General features: G+C 72.3%; 19 protein-coding genes. 11 read left to right on the forward strand and 8 right to left on the reverse strand.

Annotation, left to right across the window (positions count from 1 at the left end; translation table 11 throughout):
- The first annotated feature begins 65 nt into the window (after window positions 1-65).
- Both BT364_RS07210 and BT364_RS07215 read left to right on the forward strand, forming a co-directional pair.
- Window positions 66-959 (forward strand): esterase/lipase family protein, encoded by an 894-nt coding sequence (locus tag BT364_RS07210; RefSeq protein WP_072484279.1) that lies wholly within the window; start codon window positions 66-68, stop codon window positions 957-959.
- A 120-nt stretch (window positions 960-1,079) separates the two neighbouring features.
- Window positions 1,080-2,627 (forward strand): trifunctional class I SAM-dependent methyltransferase/NUDIX hydrolase/VOC family protein, encoded by a 1,548-nt coding sequence (locus BT364_RS07215; RefSeq protein WP_072484280.1) that lies wholly within the window; start codon window positions 1,080-1,082, stop codon window positions 2,625-2,627.
- Window positions 2,628-2,642: 15 nt separating this feature from the next.
- On the opposite strand, the gene BT364_RS07220 is transcribed toward BT364_RS07215, so the two are convergent.
- Window positions 2,643-3,137: a ribonuclease FAU-1 family protein gene (locus BT364_RS07220; protein ID WP_072484281.1), complete on the reverse strand. Its 495-nt coding sequence runs from the start codon at window positions 3,135-3,137 to the stop codon at window positions 2,643-2,645.
- Window positions 3,118-4,038, reverse strand: a complete 921-nt coding sequence (locus BT364_RS07225; RefSeq protein WP_072484282.1) for a GNAT family N-acetyltransferase — start codon at window positions 4,036-4,038, stop codon at window positions 3,118-3,120. Before BT364_RS07225 ends, BT364_RS07220 begins: the two co-directional genes overlap by 20 nt.
- Window positions 4,039-4,118: 80 nt before the next feature.
- Between BT364_RS07225 and BT364_RS07230 the strand changes: the two genes are divergently transcribed.
- Window positions 4,119-4,496, forward strand: a complete 378-nt coding sequence (locus tag BT364_RS07230) for a GntR family transcriptional regulator (protein WP_072484283.1) — start codon at window positions 4,119-4,121, stop codon at window positions 4,494-4,496.
- Window positions 4,497-4,548: 52 nt separating this feature from the next.
- Here the strand turns inward: BT364_RS07230 and BT364_RS07235 are convergent, their stop codons facing one another.
- Window positions 4,549-5,643 (reverse strand): DUF5925 domain-containing protein, encoded by a 1,095-nt coding sequence (locus BT364_RS07235; protein ID WP_256259619.1) that lies wholly within the window; start codon window positions 5,641-5,643, stop codon window positions 4,549-4,551.
- Window positions 5,644-5,871: 228 nt separating this feature from the next.
- Between BT364_RS07235 and BT364_RS07240 the strand changes: the two genes are divergently transcribed.
- The 3 genes from BT364_RS07240 (at window position 5,872) to BT364_RS07250 (ending at window position 8,103) form a co-directional block, all read left to right on the forward strand.
- Entirely contained in the window at window positions 5,872-6,681 is an 810-nt protein-coding gene (locus BT364_RS07240) for an SGNH/GDSL hydrolase family protein (RefSeq protein ID WP_072484285.1), read from the forward strand.
- Between the two features lie 299 nt (window positions 6,682-6,980).
- Window positions 6,981-7,244 carry a hypothetical protein gene (locus BT364_RS07245; protein ID WP_177328053.1) on the forward strand — a complete coding sequence of 88 codons (264 nt, stop codon included), beginning with the start codon at window positions 6,981-6,983 and terminating at the stop codon, window positions 7,242-7,244.
- 250 nt (window positions 7,245-7,494) lie between these two features.
- Complete coding sequence (locus BT364_RS07250; RefSeq protein ID WP_072484287.1) at window positions 7,495-8,103, forward strand: TetR/AcrR family transcriptional regulator; 609 nt, start codon at window positions 7,495-7,497, stop codon at window positions 8,101-8,103.
- Window positions 8,104-8,121: 18 nt separating this feature from the next.
- Here BT364_RS07250 and BT364_RS07255 read toward each other — a convergent pair whose 3' ends face one another.
- Both BT364_RS07255 and BT364_RS07260 read right to left on the reverse strand, forming a co-directional pair.
- On the reverse strand, window positions 8,122-8,949 hold the full coding sequence (locus tag BT364_RS07255; protein ID WP_079179352.1) for an ABC transporter permease: 828 nt from the start codon (window positions 8,947-8,949) through the stop codon (window positions 8,122-8,124).
- Window positions 8,946-9,923 carry an ATP-binding cassette domain-containing protein gene (locus BT364_RS07260; RefSeq protein ID WP_072484288.1) on the reverse strand — a complete coding sequence of 326 codons (978 nt, stop codon included), beginning with the start codon at window positions 9,921-9,923 and terminating at the stop codon, window positions 8,946-8,948. Before BT364_RS07260 ends, BT364_RS07255 begins: the two co-directional genes overlap by 4 nt.
- 64 nt (window positions 9,924-9,987) lie before the next feature.
- On the opposite strand from BT364_RS07260, the gene BT364_RS07265 reads away from it, so the two are divergent.
- The gene (locus BT364_RS07265; RefSeq protein WP_072484289.1) at window positions 9,988-10,695 is read left to right on the forward strand and encodes a TetR/AcrR family transcriptional regulator; all 708 of its coding nucleotides are present in this window, start codon (window positions 9,988-9,990) and stop codon (window positions 10,693-10,695) included.
- Between the two features lie 13 nt (window positions 10,696-10,708).
- Here BT364_RS07265 and BT364_RS07270 read toward each other — a convergent pair whose 3' ends face one another.
- The 3 genes from BT364_RS07270 to hmgA all read right to left on the reverse strand — a co-directional run bounded on the left by BT364_RS07270 (window position 10,709) and on the right by hmgA (window position 14,208).
- Window positions 10,709-11,938: a type ISP restriction/modification enzyme gene (locus BT364_RS07270; protein ID WP_072484290.1), complete on the reverse strand. Its 1,230-nt coding sequence runs from the start codon at window positions 11,936-11,938 to the stop codon at window positions 10,709-10,711.
- Between the two features lie 115 nt (window positions 11,939-12,053).
- Entirely contained in the window at window positions 12,054-12,830 is a 777-nt protein-coding gene (locus tag BT364_RS07275; protein WP_072484291.1) for a GntR family transcriptional regulator, read from the reverse strand.
- Window positions 12,831-12,879: 49 nt separating this feature from the next.
- Entirely contained in the window at window positions 12,880-14,208 is a 1,329-nt protein-coding gene (hmgA, locus tag BT364_RS07280) for a homogentisate 1,2-dioxygenase (RefSeq protein WP_072484292.1), read from the reverse strand.
- Window positions 14,209-14,330: 122 nt separating this feature from the next.
- On the opposite strand from hmgA, the gene BT364_RS07285 reads away from it, so the two are divergent.
- The 4 genes from BT364_RS07285 (at window position 14,331) to BT364_RS07300 (ending at window position 19,253) form a co-directional block, all read left to right on the forward strand.
- On the forward strand, window positions 14,331-16,415 hold the full coding sequence (locus BT364_RS07285) for a right-handed parallel beta-helix repeat-containing protein (protein WP_072484293.1): 2,085 nt from the start codon (window positions 14,331-14,333) through the stop codon (window positions 16,413-16,415).
- The gene (locus BT364_RS07290) at window positions 16,412-17,266 is read left to right on the forward strand and encodes a cupredoxin domain-containing protein (RefSeq protein ID WP_079179353.1); all 855 of its coding nucleotides are present in this window, start codon (window positions 16,412-16,414) and stop codon (window positions 17,264-17,266) included. The genes BT364_RS07285 and BT364_RS07290 overlap by 4 nt, the downstream gene beginning before the upstream one ends.
- Window positions 17,263-18,546, forward strand: a complete 1,284-nt coding sequence (locus BT364_RS07295) for a hypothetical protein (RefSeq protein WP_072484294.1) — start codon at window positions 17,263-17,265, stop codon at window positions 18,544-18,546. Before BT364_RS07290 ends, BT364_RS07295 begins: the two co-directional genes overlap by 4 nt.
- 86 nt (window positions 18,547-18,632) lie before the next feature.
- Window positions 18,633-19,253, forward strand: coding sequence for a TetR/AcrR family transcriptional regulator (locus BT364_RS07300; protein ID WP_072484295.1), 621 nt, complete (start codon window positions 18,633-18,635; stop codon window positions 19,251-19,253).
- The last annotated feature ends 21 nt before the right edge of the window (window positions 19,254-19,274 follow it).

Raw genomic sequence — 19,274 nt, forward strand, 5'->3', positions numbered from 1 at the left:
CTTGTGGTCCGGGCCGCAGGGTGTACAGACATCGCAACTCCCTTGAGCCGCAAGGAGACCACACGATGCTGCCCTGGACACGTGCGCCGCGTACCCCACGTGCGCGGAGGACCCTCGCCGCACTGCTCCTCGCCGTCGCCGCAGTCGCCACCCCCACGGCCACTGCCGCTGCAGCCGCCCCCACCGCCGCCACGACCGCCTCCCGCGGCTGGAACGACTACTCCTGCAAGCCCTCCGCAGCCCATCCCCGCCCCGTCGTCCTGGTCCACGGAACCTTCGGGAACTCGATCGACAACTGGCTGGTCCTCGCCCCCTACCTCGTCAGCCGGGGCTACTGCGTCTACTCGCTCGACTACGGGCAGCTGCCCGGTGTGCCGGTCTTCAACGGCCTCGGCCCGGTCGACAGGTCGGCCGGACAGCTCGCCTCGTTCGTCGACAAGGTGCTCGCCGCCACCGGCGCGGACAAGGCCGACCTGGTGGGCCACTCCCAGGGCGGCATGATGCCGAACTACTACCTGAAGTTCCTCGGCGGGGCCGCCGAGGTGAACGCCATGATCGGGATCGCACCCGACAACCACGGCACCACCCTGCTCGGCCTGACGAAGCTGCTGCCGTACTTCCCGGGGGTGGAGGACCTGCTGAACGCCAACACACCCGGTCTCGCCGACCAGGTGGCGGGCTCCCCGTTCATCACCAAGCTCAACTCGCTCCCCGACACCGTGCCCGGAGTGCACTACACCGTCATCGCGACCAGGTACGACGAGGTCGTGACCCCGTACCGCACACAGTTCCTGGACGGGCCGGACGTGCGCAACGTCCTGCTCCAGGACCTGTGCCCGGTCGACCTCTCCGAGCACGTGGCGATCGGCACCGTCGACCGGATCGCCTTCCACGAGGTGGCGAACGCCCTGGACCCGTCACACGCCACCCCCACCACCTGCGCCTCGGCCGTCGGATAGCACCGACGCGCGGGAAGCAGCGGTACGAGGGGCCAAGAGCCCCGGCCGGGGGATCCCTCGTACCGACGATCCCCCGTACCGGGCGGCCCGGATGTCAGCGGCGGCTGGCACGATCTACCCATGACGACGATCGACTGGGACTCCGCAGCCGACTCCTTCGACGAGGAACCCGACCACGGGCTGCTCGACCCGGCCGTCCGGCACGCCTGGGCGCAGCGGTTGGAGAGCTGGCTGCCCGGTGGGCGCTCCGAGGTGCTCGACCTGGGATGCGGCACCGGGAGCCTGGCCCTGCTCGTCGCCGGGCAGGGCCACCGGGTCACCGCCGTCGACCGCTCCCCGCGCATGGTGGAGCAGGCCCGCGCCAAGCTCACCGGCACGGGCACCGAGGTGCTCGTCGGCGACGCGGCGCGGCCGCCGGTCGGCAAGCAGCAGTTCGACGTGATCATGGTCAGACATGTGGTGTGGCTGCTGCCCGACCCGGCCGGGGCCCTGCGCCACTGGTTCACCCTGCTGCGGCCGGGCGGCCGGCTGATCCTGATCGAGGGCGTCTGGGGCGGCGTCGGCCTCTGTGCCGAGCGGCTGACCGGACTGCTCTCGGAGTTCACCGAACGCATCCACCACGAGCGGCTCTCCGACGATCCGGCGCTGTGGGGAAAGCGGGTCGACGACGAGCGTTACGCGCTGGTGGCCCGCGCCCAGCCGCCGCACCGGCACACCGAGGTCGTCGATGTGCATCTGATCCTCCGCCGCGGCCCGGAGGTCCTGCTCGCCCGCCGGGCCGGCACGGGGTACGCGGACGGGCTGTTCAACGGCCCGTCCGGACATGTCGAGGACGGCGAGGACGTCCGCGAGGCGGTGATCCGGGAGGCCGCCGAGGAGATCGGTGTCGAACTCGGCCCGGACGAGCTGCGGGTCGCCCTGGTCATGCAGCACCGCGGCCCCGGCGGCAGGCCCAGGACCGGCTGGTTCTTCGAGGCGGAGTACGACCCCGGCCGCGAGCCGTACAACCGTGAGCCGGACAAGTGCTCCGAGCTGGCATGGTTCCCGCTGGACGCCCTGCCGGACGACATGGTCGCCTACTCCCGGGCGGCGCTCGACGGCTACCGCGCCGGCGAGCACTTCCTGATCCACTGGCACGAGGACGGCGACACCGTGGCGTACCAGCCGCACGGCATCCGCCGCGCCGTCCCGCTGCCGGCCGGCGGGGCGGGCACCGGCGGGGTGCACCACATCGAGCTGTGGGTGCCCGACCTGGCGGTGGCCGAGCGGGGCTGGGGCTGGCTCCTCGGCGAGCTGGGCCATCTCCCGTACCAGCGCTGGGAACACGGGCGGAGCTGGCGGCGCGGCGACAGCTATGTGGTGGTCGAGCAGTCGCCCGACCTGACTCCGGGGCCGCACGACCGGCGCCGCCCCGGGCTCAACCACCTCGCGTTCCACGTCAGTGACCGGGCCACCCTCGACGCCCTGGTGGCCAGGGCCCCGGAGCACGGCTGGCGGCCGCTCTTCGAGGACCGCTACCCGCACGCGGGCGGTGACGGACACATCGCCGCCTACCTGGAGGACACCGCGGGGTACGAGGTGGAGCTGGTCGTCGGAGCCCGGCAGCCCCGCCCGGCACCGGAGGAACCGGCGCCGTACACCGATGTGTGGGCGCGGCGCCGGGACTAGAGCTCCTCGCCCGGATCAGACCAGCAACGACGCGAGGCCCTCCGTACGGGCCAGGTGTTCCAGCTCGTCCAGCGCCCGGCGCGCCGCGTCGGCCGCCGCCGGATCGCGTCCGGCGAGACCACTCTCCTCGAACTCGTCCTCGTCCAGCCGCAGTACGGACGAGCCGTCCGCCGACACCCACAGATCGAGGTCCAGGTCCTCCACCAGGAGCTGTCCGTCCCGAAGCACCGCGGGGCGGGTGATGTCGCAGTACCAGCCCTTGAGCCCGCCCTCGCCGGTACGGACCTCCTTCACGGCGAACCAGCGGTCGCGCCAGTAGTGCTCGGTGAAGACATCGCCCGGCTCGAACCGGACGAAGCCGAAGTCACGGACCCCCGGCGCCGCCCACGGCGCACGCACCGTGACCCGTACCCCGTCGTCGCGGACCACGTCCGCCGGATACCGGATCTTGGTCCGCCCGGCCTTCACCAGGGCGACCTCCAGCGTGGTCTCAGCCGAGCCTGCGGACATGGCGCACCTCCGTGGCACAGATCTCGTAACCGAACCACTGATTGACCGCCAGCATCGGGCCGTTGTCCGCGTCATTGCCGGTGTACGCGTCCGTGTACCCGGCGGCGCGTGCCCGGTGCAGCGAGTCGTTCTTGGCGAGCTTGGCCAGGCCCCGGTTGCGGTACGCCCGGCGGGTGCCGGTCATCCCGGACATGTACCGGGTCAGGCCGTCGGTCTCTGCGGCGCTGAACGCCGCCACCTCCCCGTCCACCACCGCGACCGAGGTGAGCTCGTGGTCGAGCGCGGGGGAGCGCCAGGTGTGGTTGAGCCAGTCCTCGTAGTCGGACAGCTCCATCGGGGTGTCGCTCGGCTCGTCGGCCGTGGTCTCGGCGTCCGCCTCGAAGAGCGGGCGCGGGTCGTCCGCGAAGTCCGCGGCGGTACGCAGCTCGACGCCGGGCGGCAGCTCCTGACGGGGCGGCAGCGATCCGCCCGCCAGGTCGAGGTGGAGGAAGTGCGCCGGACGGCTCGGCGCATAGCCGTGCTTCTCGGCGAACGCCAGGTTCGACGGGGTGTCGAGCACCCAGGTGTAGACCGAGGTCGCGCCCTCCCGCGCCAGGTACTCCTCGGCCGTGCGCAGCAGCAGCGCACCCGCCCCGCGCCCGGTGCGGTCCGGATGCGTGTACGTGTTGCAGAAGCCCTGACCGGGTTCGGGGCTGTCGTGGACGAGGCCGACCTGCGCGGTCCCGATGAGCTCACCGTCCTCCTCGGCGACCAGCAGCCGGGCGCGCTTGTCCGGGTGGGCCGAGGCCAGTTCGAAGGTGACGCCCTCGGGCGTCGTCACCATGAAGGGCAGGGCGGCGCGCCGGATCCGTACCCAGTCCTGCGCGTCGGCGGGGAGGAAGTCGCGAACGATGACAGTCATGGGCCGGACGTTACGCGGGGGCCGCCACCGGTCGCCCCTGATTTTCCGGCGGCGGGGCGGACGTGGGGGAGAATCGGGGCGTGACCCTGAAGATCGTTCTTGATCCCGATGCCGGTACCGCCCCGTACGAGCAACTGCGCACGCAGATCTCCGAACTGGCCCGCTCCGGCGCGCTGCCCGTCGGCTTCAGACTCCCGACGGTACGCGGCTTCGCCGAGGAGCTCGGCCTCGCCGCGAACACCGTCGCGAAGGCGTACCGCGCGCTGGAGGCCGACGGGGTGATCGAGACCCGCGGGCGCAACGGCACGTTCGTCGCCGCCGCCGGTGACGCGGCGGACCGTCATGCGGCGGCCGCGGCACAGGAGTACGCGGAGCAGGCGCGGCGGCTGGGCCTGTCCCGGGACGAGGCGCTGTCCCTGGCGCAGGACGCGGTACGGGCGGCGTACGGGTCGGGGTGAGCCCGGAGCGGGGCGGGCGCGCCGGGTCCGGAGCCGCGGGCCCGCGCCGGGTTCACAGATACAGGCCCGCGTCCGCCCCGGAGTCCTGCTTCGGCACCGACGCGGGACCGCTTCCGCGCCGCAGCGCGTACAGCTCGGCGAGTGTCGCGCCCTCGCGGCCGCACCCTTCCTCCGTGCCCAGCCAGGCCACCGCCTCCTTGCGGGTCAGTGAGCCCACCTCGATCCTGGCGAGGCAGCGGCCGGGCCTGACCACGGCCGGATGGAGCCGCTCCAGGTCCTCGTTGGTGGTGACGCCCACCAGCACATTGCGGCCCTGCCCGAGCAGCCCGTCGGTGAGGTTCAGCAGCCGGGACAGCGCCTGGCCCGCGGTGTGCTTGGCCTCGCCGCGGATCAACTCGTCGCAGTCCTCCAGGAGCAGCAGCCGCCACCGGCCCTTGGACGTGCCGTCGTCCTCGCCGATCGCGATGTCCATCAGATAGCCGACGTCGTTGAAGAGCCGCTCGGGATCGAGCACGCAGTCGACCTGGCACCAGTCCCGCCACGAGCGCGCGAGCGTGCGCAGCGCGGAGGTCTTGCCGGTGCCCGGCGGCCCGTGCAGCAGGAGCAGCCGGCCCGCGATGTCGTCGGGCGTGACCTTCATCAGCCGGTCCATGGCATCGGCCACCGGCGCCGTGTAGTTGCCCCGGACCTCGTCCCAGGTGCCGGCGGCGATCTGCCGGGTGGTGCGGTGCGGGCCGCGGCGCGGGGAGACGTACCAGAAGCCCATCGTCACGTTCTCGGGCTGGGGTTCGGGCTCGTCCAGGGCGCCGTCCGTCGCCTGGCCGAGGATCTGCTGGGCCAGCTCCGGGCTGGTCGCGGTGACCGTGACATCGGCGCCGCGGTTCCACCGCGAGACGAGCAGCGTCCAGCCGTCGCCCTCGGCGAGTGTGGCACTGCGGTCGTCGTCGCGGGCGGCGCGCAGCACCTTGGCGGCCGGCGGCAGCAGGGTCGCCCCGGCCTTGACGCGTTCCAGGGAGGAGCTGTGCGAGTACGGCTGCTCGCCCGTCGCGAAACGGCCGAGGAACAGGGCGTCCACGACATCCGACGGGGAATCGCTGTCGTCGACGTTGAGCCGGATCGGCAGCGCGGACTCAGGGGTGGCGGACATGGTGCCCATGATCCGGCACGGGGGTACCCGGCGCACCAGGGTTTCACTGCCTTCCTCCCCTTTTCCGGCAGCGGCCCCGGACATGACGGGGGCTCAAGGGAGCGCGTAGGGGAGCTCGAGCCATGGAGGGCAAGTTGGCATGCACACTTCCGGTGGGGGTGCCGGTACTGCTACCACGGACTCGGCAGACCGCGCGGAGATCCCACCGGTCGGTCCAAGGGAGGTTCCATGAAGATGTCCAGACTCGCGGCGCTCTCGTCCTCGCTCCTGCTCGGTGCCGTACTCGCTCTGACCGGAGCGGCCACCGCCAGCGCCGCCACGTCTGTTCAGGCCGTCGACTACGTCGCCCTCGGCGACTCGTACTCCTCGGGTGTCGGATCCGGCAGTTACGACAGCGCCAGTGGTGACTGCAAGCGCAGCGCCAAGGCGTATCCGGCCCTCTGGGCCGCCGCCAACTCGCCCGCCTCGTTCTCCTTCGCCGCTTGCTCGGGCGCTCGTACGGGTGATGTGAAGGCCAATCAGCTCGGCCCCCTCAGCTCCTCGACCGACCTCGTCTCGATATCCATCGGCGGCAACGACGCCGGCTTCGCCGACGTCATGACGACCTGTGTCCTCCAGTCCGAGGCCACCTGCCTCAACCGGATCGCCACCGCCCGCAGCTATGTCGAGTCCACCCTGCCCGGCAACCTGGACTCGGTGTACACGGCGATACACGCCAAGGCGCCGTCCGCCCGTGTCGTCGTCCTCGGCTACCCGCACTTCTACAAGGTCGGCGGCAGCTGTGCCGTCGGCCTGAGCGACAAGGTGCGCACCGCGATCAACGGGGCGGCCGAGTTCCTCAACACGACGACCGCCAAGCGCGCGGCCGACCACGGCTTCTCCTTCGCCGATGTCGCGGGCAAGTTCACCGGCCACGAGATCTGCTCCGGAAGCGCCTGGCTGCACAGCGTCAACTGGCTCAACATCGGCGAGTCCTACCACCCCACCGCCGCCGGACAGTCGGGCGGCTACCTGCCCGCCCTCAACTCGGCGGCCTGACACCGCCAGCGCTTCCGCCGGGCCCGTCCGGCCGTCCGACGGGCAGGAGACCCCAGTTCGCCGGGGTCTCCGTCCGGCGAACGCAAGGACGGCCCGGGGCCCGGGGCGGGACCGCGGCCGGAGTGCCTCCATCCGCTTCCGTTCTGTCCAAGTCGCCCTGAAATCGGGAGGATTCATGAATGAGGTGTCAACCTCTGTATGACTGTGCGCAATCTTGCGCCCGGGATACACGAGTGTCGTCGCGGGGCGATAGGGTTAACCTGCCCGGGCCGGGTGCCCTCGTACGGGTGGGGAGTGACATGGAACAGATAGCGATGCGGAGCAGGCCGCGTGTGCCTGCCATCACCTGCGGGAGCGGTGCGACGAGTTCGCGCCTCGACCGCCATCTCGCGGTGCTCGGCGGCCCTGCCGTGCCGCAGCGGGAAGCCGCGGAGGCGACACTGCTGATGCGGGAGCTCACCTCGCGCGACGCCGCCCACCATCGCCGGAGCAAGAGCGCGCGCGTCTCGCTCTTCGCGCCGCTGCGACGACTGAGGCGTTCACTCTTCGGCAGCCGCCGCTGACCCGACGGCCCGTCACGACCGCCCGTCGGCCCTCCGCCCGGGCTCCCCGGCCAGGGTCCGCCGCCCGGCCTCCCGCTCGGGGCCGTGTGCGAGCACACCGTCCCGGCGCTGCGCTGCTGTCCGCCCTCCCGTCATCCCCAGGGCCCACGGCAGCGCTTCGGTGTGTGCACCGGGCGCCGGAGGGTGATGGCCCGGATCCCCGAAGACACTTCGCCGAAGCACTTCTGGGCTGCGCTTCTAGACTGTACGTATGTCCGAAAAGCGAGCTGCGCGCCTGAGCCCCGACGAACGGAGGGCCCAGCTGGTCGCCATCGGCCTGGACATGCTCGCCGACCGGTCGCTGGACGAACTCTCCACGGACGACGTGGCGCGGCGGGCCGGTATCTCGCGGGGGCTGCTCTTCCACTACTTCGACTCCAAGCGCGACTTCTACCGCGCCGTGGTGCAGCAGGAGTGCGACGACTTCGTCGCAGCCACGGAGCCGGACCCCTCGCTGGGGCCCGTCCCCTGGCTGCGGTCGTTCATCGCCGGCTTCGTGCGGTACGTACTGGAGCACCGCAAGGTCTATCTCGCCCTGGTCCGCGGCGCCGCGGGCAGTCACCCCGCGGTGGAGGACATCGTCGACGGAACCAGGGCCACCCTCGCCCGGCGGGTGGCGGAGGGGCAGCGGCGGCTCGGGATGCCGGACTCGCCGCGGCTGGCCGTCGCCGCCAGGGCCTGGACGGCGTTCGCCGAGGAGGCCGTGACCAGCTGGCCGCGCGGTGGACCGGAGGCGCCGGCGGAGCTCGGGGCGTTCCTGGAGTCGAGCTTCATCAGCCTGCTCGGTGCCCTGGACCGGCCCTGTGCGCTGCCCCGGTGAGCGGAGCGCGCGGGGCCGTCACTCGCCGCCGCGCGCGTAACGCCGTACGGACAGCGGCACGAACACCGCGAGGAGCACCGCCGACCAGGCGAGCGTCCCGGCCACCGGGTGGGCGACCGGCCAGGCGGCGTCGGCCGCCGGGGACGCGTTGCCGAACAGGTCACGGGTGGCCGAGGCCATGGCGCTGATCGGGTTCCACTCCGCGACCGTCCGCAGCCAGCCCGGCAGATTGTCGGTCGGGATGTACGCGCTCGACAGCAGCGGCAGGATGAACGTGGCGCTGCCCAGCTGACCGGCGATCTCCTCGTTGCGGATCAGCAGGCCCAGCCAGCAGCCCAGCCACGACGTGGCGAACCGCAGGAGCAGCAGCAGCCCGAAGGCGCCCAGGGCGGCGAGCGGCCCGCCCTCGATCCGCCAGCCGACCGCGAGTCCGACGAGGATCAGCGGGACCATGCCGATGGCCGTGGTCAGCAGATCGGCGGCGGTCTGGCCGAACGGCACGGCGGGCCGGCTCATCGGCAGCGTACGGAACCGGTCCATCACTCCGCGGTGGCAGTCCTGCGAGGCCTGGAACATCCCGACCATGATGCCGTTGGCCGCCGTCGCCGCCAGCAGGCCCGGCACCAGGAACGCGCGGTACTCCTGGCCGGGCATGGCCAGCGCGCTGCCGAACACGTACCCGAAGAACAGCAGCATCGTGATCGGCATGGTCTGGGTCAGGATCACCACGCCCGGCGCCGCCTTGATCCGCTGGAGGTGGCGGCCCAGTACGGCCAGGGAGTCGGCGACGGGGGTGCTCGTGGCGGTCGTGGCGGGCCGCTCCTGGACCAGTGTCGTGCTGCTCATGCTGCCGTCTCCTTCAGTGGCGGGGAGGTGCGGCCGTCGCCGCGGTCGGTCAGGCGGAGGAAGACCTCGTCGAGCGTCGGCGGACGCAGGCTCGCGTCGATCACCGGGACGCCCGCCGCGTCGAGTTCGCGGACGATACGGGGGAGGGTGAGCGTGCTGTCGGACGCGACGGCTCCCACGGTGCGGCGCTCGTGGTCGAGCACCGGTTCGGCGCCGGTGAGCTGGTCGAGCACGCCGGCCGCCGGGACCAGCGCCGACTCATGGGAGACGACCACTTCGGCGTAACTCCCGATCCGGGACTTCAGCTCGGCGGGGGTGCCGCGGTGGGCGGCCCGGCCCCGGTCGATCAGCACGATGTCGTCAGCCAGCTGATCGGCCTCCTCCAGATACTGCGTGGTGAGCAGGACGGTGGTGCCCCGGCCGGCCAGCTCCCTCACCGCCGCCCAGATCTGGTTGCGGCTGTGCGGGTCGAGGCCGGTGGTCGGCTCGTCCAGGAAGAGCACCCGCGGGCGGGTCAGCAGGCTGGCGGCGAGGTCGAGGCGGCGGCGCATGCCGCCCGAGTAGGTGCGGGCCGGGCGGTCGGCCGCCTCGGTCAGCTCGAAGCGCTCGAGGAGTTCGTCGGCGCGGGTGCGTGCCGCCTGGCCGCGGAACCGTTGCAGCTTGGCGAAGAGCCGCAGATTCTGCCGGCCGGACAGCTCGCCGTCGACCGAGGCGTCCTGCCCGGTGACGCCGATCGCGGCGCGGACCGAGGCCGCCTCGCGCACCACGTCGTGGCCCGCGACCAGGGCGCTGCCGCCGTCCGGTGCCGTCAGCGTGGTGAGCACCCGGACGGCGGTGGTCTTGCCCGCGCCGTTCGGCCCCAGCACTCCGCAGACGGTGCCCTCGGTGACCGCGAGGTCGAGCCCGCGCAGCGCGTGGACATCGCCGTAGCGCTTCTCCAGACCTTCACTAAGTACAGCGTACGTAGTTGTCATACGGTCCACCGTACTGCACTACGTACGGTGTACGTAACTACGATGGTGGGCGAGGTGATGATCGATGGTGGGGCGACCCGCTGTACCCGAAGTGATCTGGGCGCGCCCCGAGCGTGCGGGCCGGGGCCCCAGGCCCGCGTTCAGCCGAGCGGACATCGCGGCGGCCGCCGTCCGTATCGCCGATGCGGAGGGCCTGGACGCGGTGTCCATGCGCAAGGTCGCGGCGGAGCTCGGCTGCGGCACGATGTCGCTCTACAACTACGTGCCGCGCAAGGAGGACCTGTACGAGCTGATGTTCGACGCGGTCAGCGGGGGGTACGAGTACCCCGAACCGTCCGGCGACTGGCGCGCCGACCTCGTCGCACTCGCCCACCAGGCCCGCGCGATGATGCACCGCCACACCTGGGCTCCCCGGCTGATGTCACCCGTGTACGGCTTCAGTCCGAACGCCCTGCGGTACCTGGAGTACGCGCTCAGCTGTCTGGACGGGGTCGACGCACGGTTCGGCGAGAAGATGGAACTCATCGCGATGGTCAACGGTGTGGTCACCACCTATGTGGCCAACGAGATCGCCACGGCGGAGCGCAGCCGGTCGCTGCCCTGGTCCGAGGAGCAGGAGAACGCCGTGCGCACCGGCTATCTGATCAGCCAGATCGCGACCGGGAAGTATCCGCGGATGGCGGCGGGATTCGCCGAGGACCCGGGGCCGATCGATCTGGACGGGGTCTTCGACCGGGCGCTCCAGCGGGTGCTGGACTCCTTCGACCGGTAGCCCTGCCCGGCATTCACAGCAGCGCGAACTGCCCGTCCGGGCCCTCCTCCTGATGGCCGAGCACCGACGCGGGCCGCCGGGCGGTGGCCGGGACGGGCAGGACGCCCGCCGTGCGGAGATCGGCGGCCGTGATCCGCGGGCCGTCGGCAATTCCCTCCTGCCGGGGCCGGAGTCCGTCCAGCAGGGCGAGCAGCGTGATCAGCTCCAGCAGCTCCGAGGTCCACTCCTGGGGCCAGGCCCGGGGCCGGACCGCCTCCAGGCCGTCCGCGCCCTCCGCCCCGGCCGCCGACCGCCGCTCGAACCAGAGCTCCAGCATCCGCACCCCGCCCACCCGGAACTCCCACGCCCCGGCCGACACCGGCGAGATCCGGCCCGTGCCCAGCGTCAGCGCCTCGCCGTCCGGGTCGTACGCCAGGCCGGCCGGTACGGGCGGAATCGCGGCCCGCACATAGGGCCGCCGCCCGCCGGGCAGCCGCGGGCGCTCCCCGCCGCGGGCACCCCGCAGCTGCAACCGCAGCAGCTCCTGCCCCAGCTCCACCCCGGCCGACCAGCGCGCGGTGTCGGCGGGCAGCGGGACCACGCATCCGGCGGGGGAGCGGCGGGCCGCCGCGAGCGCCCACGCCAGCACCGAACGGGCGGTCACCGACTCCCCGTGGCGGGCGCGCAGCAGGCCGAGCAGCCCGGGGGCCAGATTGGGTTCGTGGCCGTCGGGGCGCCGGTAGAGCGGCCGGATCCGGCCGGGCCGGCCCGCGGGGGAGTGGCCGTCCGGCAGCAGCGCCGTCACGGACAGGGCGGGGCCGGTGTCCTGCGGCACGTACCCGTGCTCCACCGCGAAGAGCTGGTGCCCGTCGGCGACCCGCCACAGCTCGGGGCGGGCGGCGTCGATCAGCCGGTGGTCGGGGAGCAGCCACTGCTCGTCGAACGGGCCGTGCGCGATCCGTACCGGCTCGGGGCACGGCCCCTCCTCGCGGGCGAACCGGCCGGTACCGGTGGCCTGTCCGGGCAGCGCGGCCACCGGGGTCTGCGGGGTACGGGCACGGGTCGCCCGGAACAGCCGCTCACGCTCATCGGCCGGGGCCCGGACCAGCCGCTCCCAGCGTGCTCTGAGGGAGGCGGCGTCGGGGGCCATCACCCAGGGACGGCCGGTGCGCAGCGGCCGTACGGACCAGGGCATGAGGTCGTCGAGGAGCGGGGCGTCCGCGTCCTGGCCGTCACCGGAGCCGTCCGCCGCCCGTGCTGCCACCGTGTCGTCCTCCCCGTCGCCACGTCCGCCCGCCTTCCGGCATCGTAGCCGCGCCCCTGCGGCACGAGGCAGTGCGTCAGTGGCCCTCCGGGTGGTCAGCACCCTTCCGTGGTGGTCAGTGCGCTTCCACGGTGACCGAGAAGGAGAAGCGGTCGCCCCGGTAGCGGATCTGCGCCACGTCGACCACCTGGCCGCTCTCGTCGTACGTCACGCCCGTGTAGAACAGGATCGGGCTCAGCAGCGGGACCTGGAGGAGTCCGGCGGTCGCCGGGTCGGCCAGGCGCGCCTCGACCGTGTCGGTGATGCGCGCGATGCGGACGCCGACCCGGTCGCGCAGCACCTTGGTCATCGGCCAGCGTTCGAGATCGGCGACGTCGAGGCGGTCCGCGATCTCGGGACGCACCACGTTCTCCGCCCAGTTGGTGGGCTCGTCGCTCTCCCCGTCGCGGCGCAGCCGGCGGTAGCTCACCAGTTCCGCGCAGTCGGGGAAGTACTCGGCGAGATCCCCCGGCACGGCGACCGGGCCGTGGCCGAGCACCGAGGCCCGCTCGCCCGACTGCTGGGCCACGATCGCGTCGATCGAACCCAGCAGCCGGACCGGCGACACCCGGCGGGCGCGCGGCTCGATGAAGGTGCCGCGCCGCCGGTGCCTGCTGATCAGCCCTTCCGTCTCCAGCTCCTTGAGCGCCTGGCGCATCGTCAGGACGCTGACGCCGTAGTGCGCGGCGAGCTGCTCCTCGGTCGGCAGCCGCGTCGAGGCGTCCTTGGCGCGGCCCAGTATCGAGGCGCGCAACGACTGCGAGACCTGGTACCACAGCGGCAGCTTGCGGTTCAGGACCAGCGAGTCGGGGGCGAAGGCCGGCCCCGTGGGGATCTTGGGCGTCTGAGGCACCTGGGGCCTTTCGTTCGGATCGGGCCGGGGCGGGAGCGGCGGGTGTCTCCTACGGCCTGAAGTTGCGGCTCAGACCCTGCCACACGTCGTCGTAGCCGTGCTGCAGGTGGCCGGCGGTCGCCGCCTGCTCCGTCGCCGTCACCGGCCAGCGGGTCTCGAACATGAAGGCGAGGCCGTCGTCGATCTTCTGCGGTTTCAGCTCCGCCTCGCTCGCCCGGTCGAAGGTCTCCCGGTCCGGGCCGTGCGCCGACATCATGTTGTGGAGCGAGCCGCCACCCGGTACGAAACCGCCCTTGCCGGCCGTCTTCGCGTCGTACGCGCCCTCGATCAGGCCCATGTACTCGCTCATCACATTGCGATGGAAGTACGGCGGCCGGAAGGTGTCCTCGCCGACCAGCCAGCGCGGCGCGAAGACGACGAAGTCGACACCGGCCAGACCGGGGGTGTCGGACGGCGAGGTCAGCACCGTGAAGATCGACGGGTCGGGGTGGTCGTAGCTGATCGAGCCGATGACATTGAAGCGGCGCAGGTCGTAGACGTACGGGGTGTGGTTGCCGTGCCAGGCGACCACATCGAGCGGCGAGTGGTCGTAGGTCGCCGACCAGAGGTTCCCGCAGAACTTGTTGATCACCTCCACCGGGCGGTCGTCGTCCTCGTACGCGGCGACCGGGGCGAGGAAGTCCCGGGCGTTGGCGAGGCCGTTGGCGCCGATCGGACCGAGGTCGGGGAGGGTGAACGGCTGGCCGTAGTTCTCGCAGACATAGCCGCGGGCGGTGGCGTCGAGCAGCTCCACGCGGAAACGGACGCCGCGCGGGATCAGCGCGACATGCCCCGGTTCGGCACGCAGCAGGCCCAGTTCGGTACGGAGCAGCAGACCGCCGCGCTCCGGGACGATCAGCAGCTCGCCGTCCGAGTCGCTGAACACCCGGTCCGTCATGGAGGTGTCGGCGTGATAGAGGTGCACGGCCATGCCGGTGCGCTGCGCCGCGTCGCCGTTGCCGCCGAGGGTCCACAGGCCCGCCAGGAAGTCCGTCCCGGGCGTGGGCTCGGGGAGCGGATCCCAGCGCAGCCGGTTGGGGTCCGGCACGGATTCGGTGAACGGGGCGGTCCGGATCGCCCCGTTGCCGATCCGGGTGAACGGGGGATGGGCGGCCGACGGGCGGATCCGGTAGAGCCAGGAACGGCGGTTGTGGGCCCGCGGTTCGGTGAAGGCCGAGCCGCTCAGCTGCTCCGCGTAGAGCCCGAGGGGCGCGCGCTGGGGGGAGTTGCGGCCGTGCGGCAGCGCCCCCGCAACCGCCTCCGAGCTGTGCTGATTGCCGAAACCGGCGGAATGCTCCAGTGCTTCCGCCGTCTTCCTCGCCTGCTCGTTGCCGCTCATGTGCGCTCCCGGTGCCGAAGGATTCCTATGGGTAACCGTAGGAATCAGATCGGGGTGAGTCAACGGCATTCGTGATGCACGAGGGGGTTCAATAAGTTGAACAATGCTCTACTCTCCCGCACATGTCGTGGACACGAAGACTTCTGGTGGTCCTGGCAGCGCTGGCCGCCGCCCTCCTCGCGGCCCCGGCCGCCCAGGCGCACGAGGAACGCCCGGTCACCCTGCCCGATGGAACCGGCAGCGTCCCCGTGTACCGCACCGGGGAACCCGATCTGCTGGTCTGCAAGAGCGACCGGGCGGACTTCGAGCGCCGGGTGTCCGGCTTCCCGGACGCGCTGCGGGCCCGGAACCTGAAGCTCTTCGAACGGTGCCGGAAGTCCGGCTACCGACATCTGCAGCAGGCCGTCGACGCGGTGGACCGGCCCGGCATGAACATCGCCGTCCTGCCCGGCCTGTACGAGGAGGAGCCCTCGCTGCCCAAGCCGACGGGGGAGTGCGCCCGGCTGAAGGCGCCCGAATCCCAGCTCGGCTACCAGATCCTGTCGTACGCCCAGCAGGCGCGGTGCCCGCACAATCAGAACCTGGTGGCCATCCTCGGCAAGAAGAACCTCCAGATCGAGGGCACCGGCGCCGAGCGCACGGACGTGGTCGTCGACGCCAAGTACCAGAAGCTCAACGCGATCCGCGCGGACGGCTCCGACGGCATCTACTTCCGGAACTTCACCGCCCAGCGCACCACTTTCAACTCCCTGTACGTGCTGGCCCAGGACGGCTTCGTCATCGACTCCGTCCTCACCCGGTGGAACGACGAGTACGGCTTCCTGACCTTCGCGAGCGACCACGGGCTGTACAAGAACTGCGAGTCGTACGGGAACGGCGACTCCGGCATCTACCCCGGTAGCGCGTCGAACATCAACGACGCCTACGGCTATGACGTGCCGCGCTACTCCATCGAGATCACCGGCTGCCGAAGCCACCACAACATGGTCGGCTACTCCGGCACCGCGGGCGACTCCGTCTATGTCCACGACAACGAGTTCGACCACAACATGGGCGGCGCCTCGATGGACAGCGCCTTCCCCGGCCACCCCGGACTGCCCCAGAACCACGCCCGCTTCGAACGCAACCTGATCCACGACAACAACGCCGACTACTACCCCTACGTCGCCGACGGCACCTGCGCCAAGCCGCCGGTGGACCGGGGCTACGAGGAGGGGGTCGTCTGCCCGCAGATCTCCATGCCGCCCGGCTCCGGCATCATCACCGCGGGCGGCAACTGGAATCTGTACGAGAACAACTGGATCTACGGGCAGCAGCGCGCCGCCTTCGTCCTGACCGCCGTGCCCGCCTTCATCCGCGGTGAGGGCGCGATGGCCAAGCAGGCCGACACCTCGCACCACAACCGGTACGCGGGCAACCACCTCGGCAGGGACAAGGCGGGCAACTCCCGGCCCAACCGCACCGATGTGTGGTGGGACGGCCAGGGCGAGGGCAACTGCTGGCAGGCGGACGCCGGGCCGTCCTCCCCGCGCGCCCTGCCCGCCTGCGGTTCCGCGCGCGGTGAGGTGTCCGTGCGCACCGACCGGCTCGTCGGCGAACCGGTCAAGCTCGCCCAGCTGCTGGTCTGCGCCGACTACAACGTGCAGGCGCGCCGGCTGCCGGCCGGCTGCGACTGGTACGGGGCGCGGGGCATCGAGCGCATCGAGGTGCAGATGGCGCTGGCGGTCGCGGTGGTGCTCGTGCTGGTCGGCGGGGTGCTGTGGTGGCGCAGGCTGCGCGGCAGCAGGCTCGCCGCGGTGGCCACGGGGCTCGGCGTGATCGGCCTCGGGCTCGACGTGGCCGGATCGACGACGGGGCTGGCCGCCACCCATGTGCCCGCGCTGGCGCTGCTGCTGACGGGGCTGTGGTGGACCGGCATCGGTCTCGTACTCCGGAGGGAACGGCCCTGGCTGGGCTGGACCACGGTGGTGCTGGGTGCGCTCACGCTGCTGGACGCCGTGGACAAGGCCTTGTTCATGATCCCGTGGATTCCGCTCAGCCCGGCCTGGGTGCGGGGACTGCTCGGCGTGGTCTGGGTGGTGTGGGCCGTGATCGCCGCCGCCCGCCACGGAGACCGCACCCCGCCGGAGGAGACCGGGACCCCGGCCCCGGACCTCGCCCCGACTTCCCCGACTCCCGGTTCCGCGCCGGAAGGAGACGCATCGTGAAGCGTTCCAGCACACCGTCGCGGCCCGGCCGGCCGCTTCGGCCCACCCGCCCGGTCGCCGCCGCCGTCACCGTGCTCACCGCGGGCGCCCTCGTGTTCGGTGCGAGCGCCTGCGGCGGGCGGGCCACCACCCACCACAAACCCGGCACCAGCCATGAGCAGGCCGGCGGCAGCGTCGGCCGGCTGCTCGCCGCCGACGACGGCTCCGGCAACCGGCTGCGCCAGGTCGACGCCGAGGGCGCCCCCGCGGTGACGGTCGCCGTACGACCCGACTCCGAGGACGGGTGGAACGTCCATCTCTCTGTACGGAACTTCAGGTTCACCCCGGACAGCGTGGGCGGCGCCGCGCTCCCCGGGCGCGGCCACGCCCGGCTGTTCCTCGACGGCCACCCCCTCGCCCGCGTCTACGGCTCCTGGTTCCACCTCCCCGCCTCCCTCGTCCGCGCCGCCGGCGGCGGCACCGGCCTCACCGCACGGCTCTACGCCGACGACCACACCGCCTGGGCCGTGAACTCCACCCCCGTCCAGGCCACCGCCTCCCTTTCCGCTCCCTCCGCCCCCGAGGAGAGCCGATCGGCAACACCCCGTCCCGACACCACACTTGAGATCGTCGTCTCCCACGGCAAGGTCAGCCCGGACCCCGGCCGCACCGAGATCGAGAAGGGCCGGACCGTCGAACTCCGGGTCCGCAGCGATCGCGCCGACACCCTGCATGTCCACGGCTACGACAAGGAGGCCCGGCTGCCCGCGGGCAAGACCGTCACCCTCACGTTCACCGCCGACCGCAGCGGGCTCTTCGAGGCCGAGACCCATGAATCCGACCTGCTCCTGACCCAACTCGTCGTACGGTGAGCGTCCTCGCCCACGGCATCGGCGCCCAGCACGACCTCCCGCTTTCCCCCTTCTACGCCTTCGCCGGTGCATTCGCCGCGCTCTTCGTCTCCTTCCTCGCGCTCGGCCTGCTCTGGTCCGCCTCCCGGTTCCGCGGCGACCGGGCGGGCCGCCCGCTCCCGTCCGCCCTCCAGCGCCTCGCCGACGCCCGCCCCACCCGTATCGCGCTGCGCGCGCTCGGCCTCGCCGCCGCCCTGTACGTCACGCTCAACCTCCTCCTCGGCCCGGACGACCCTGACCGCAACCCGGGCCCCGGGGCCGTATACGTACTCCTCTGGGTCGGGCTGGTGCCCGCATCGCTCCTCCTCGGTCCCGTCTGGCGGCTGCTCAACCCGCTGCGCACCGTCCACCTCCTCGGCTGCCGCGCACTGGGCCGCGACCCCGCCGCGGGCCGGCCCTTTCCCGTACGGCTCGGTCTGTGGCCCGCCGCCGCCGGGCTCCTCGCCTTCACCTGGCTCGAACTCGTCGCCCCCGACCCCGCGTCGGCCACCGCTCTCCTGCTCTTCCTCTCGCTCCACACCGCCGTCCACCTCGCGGGCGCCGCCCGCCACGGCGCCGGGTGGTTCGACCGGGCGGACGCCTTCGAGGTCTACTCGGGGCTGCTCGCCCGGCTCTCCCCGCTCGGCCGCCGCCCCGCCGACCGCCGCCTCGTGCTCCGCTCCCCGTTCAACGGACTCGACGCCACCCCGCAGCCCCCCGGACTCGTCGCCACCGTCTGCGTCATGCTCGGCTCCACCGCCTACGACGGCTTCTCCGACTCCCCGTCCTGGATCACCACCGTCCAGACCTCACCCCTGGGCCGCACCACCGCGGCCACGCTCGGACTCCTGGGCGCCGTCGCCCTCGTCGCCGCCCTGTACGCCCTCTGCACCGGCGCCGTCCGGCTGATCTCCGGCCAACTGAGCCACCCGCTCACCGCCTTCGCCCACTCGCTCGTCCCGATCGCGCTCGGCTATCTCGTCGCCCACTACTTCACGCTCTTCGTCACCGAAGGACCACGCACAGTCATGGTGGCATCCGGCACTGACAATCCGGCCCCGCCCGAGCCGCTCCTGGGGCCCGGTGGGGTCGCCACGCTCCAGGTCGCCGCGATCGTCCTCGGCCACGTACTCGGCGTCATCGCCGCCCACGACCGGTCCGTGCGCCTTTTCCCGCCCGGCCGCGCCGTCGCGGGGCAACTCCCGCTGCTGGTCCTGATGATCACGTACACCATCGGCGGGCTGTCGCTGCTCATCGCGTGAGAACCGCGCCGGATTCCGGTGGTCACCCGCCCGCCGCCCGCCCCGGAACCCACCGGCCACCCGCAGCAGAGGAGACCCACGGCATCATGGAGCCCGTGCCCCATGCGAACACGAACCTCCGCCGCGCCCCCGTGCAGCAGCGCAGCGCCGAGCGCCTCGCCCGGATACTCGACGCCTGCGCCGAACTCCTCGACGAGACCGGCTACGAGCACCTGTCCACCCGGGCGGTGGCCATCCGTGCCGGGGTCCCCATCGGCTCCGTCTACCGGTTCTTCTCCAACAAGCGCGCGCTGACCGACGCGCTGGCCCGGCGTAATCTGGACAGCTACGCCGAGCGCATCACCGCCCGCCTCGCCGTCATCCCGACCGCCGACTGGCGCGGCGCCATCGACGCCGTACTGGACGAATACCTGGCGATGAAGCGCTCCGTGGCCGGATTCGCCCTCGTCGACTTCGGTGCGCCCGCCCCCGAGGACGACCCCGCCGGCGACGCCAACCAGCGGGTCGCCGGCCGGCTCACCGAACTGCTCTCCGGGCACCTCGGCCGCGCCCCCGACGAGGATCTGCTGCGCACCGTCCTGGTCTGCGTCGAGGCCGCCGACGCCCTCCTCCGGCTCGCCTTCCGCGCCGACCCGTCGGGCGACCGGGCCATCGTCGTCGAGACCCGCATCCTGATCCGGGCCTACCTGGCGTGCGTCCTGGACTGACCGGTCTGCACCGGGCGGCAC

The organism is Streptomyces atratus (genome assembly GCF_900119365.1).
In the GTDB taxonomy this organism is placed as follows: Bacteria; Actinomycetota; Actinomycetes; order Streptomycetales; family Streptomycetaceae; genus Streptomyces; species Streptomyces atratus_B.

Coding starts and splice junctions, on each gene's coding strand:
- BT364_RS07210 (WP_072484279.1), top strand. CDS start 66: ATGCTGCCCTGGACACGTGCGCCGCGTACCCCACGTGCGCGGAGGACC.
- BT364_RS07215 (WP_072484280.1), top strand. CDS start 1,080: ATGACGACGATCGACTGGGACTCCGCAGCCGACTCCTTCGACGAGGAA.
- BT364_RS07220 (WP_072484281.1), bottom strand. CDS start 3,137: ATGTCCGCAGGCTCGGCTGAGACCACGCTGGAGGTCGCCCTGGTGAAG.
- BT364_RS07225 (WP_072484282.1), bottom strand. CDS start 4,038: ATGACTGTCATCGTTCGCGACTTCCTCCCCGCCGACGCGCAGGACTGG.
- BT364_RS07235 (WP_256259619.1), bottom strand. CDS start 5,643: ATGTCCGCCACCCCTGAGTCCGCGCTGCCGATCCGGCTCAACGTCGAC.
- BT364_RS07240 (WP_072484285.1), top strand. CDS start 5,872: ATGAAGATGTCCAGACTCGCGGCGCTCTCGTCCTCGCTCCTGCTCGGT.
- BT364_RS07245 (WP_177328053.1), top strand. CDS start 6,981: ATGGAACAGATAGCGATGCGGAGCAGGCCGCGTGTGCCTGCCATCACC.
- BT364_RS07250 (WP_072484287.1), top strand. CDS start 7,495: ATGTCCGAAAAGCGAGCTGCGCGCCTGAGCCCCGACGAACGGAGGGCC.
- BT364_RS07255 (WP_079179352.1), bottom strand. CDS start 8,949: ATGAGCAGCACGACACTGGTCCAGGAGCGGCCCGCCACGACCGCCACG.
- BT364_RS07260 (WP_072484288.1), bottom strand. CDS start 9,923: ATGACAACTACGTACGCTGTACTTAGTGAAGGTCTGGAGAAGCGCTAC.
- BT364_RS07265 (WP_072484289.1), top strand. CDS start 9,988: ATGGTGGGGCGACCCGCTGTACCCGAAGTGATCTGGGCGCGCCCCGAG.
- hmgA (WP_072484292.1), bottom strand. CDS start 14,208: ATGAGCGGCAACGAGCAGGCGAGGAAGACGGCGGAAGCACTGGAGCAT.
- BT364_RS07285 (WP_072484293.1), top strand. CDS start 14,331: ATGTCGTGGACACGAAGACTTCTGGTGGTCCTGGCAGCGCTGGCCGCC.
- BT364_RS07300 (WP_072484295.1), top strand. CDS start 18,633: ATGGAGCCCGTGCCCCATGCGAACACGAACCTCCGCCGCGCCCCCGTG.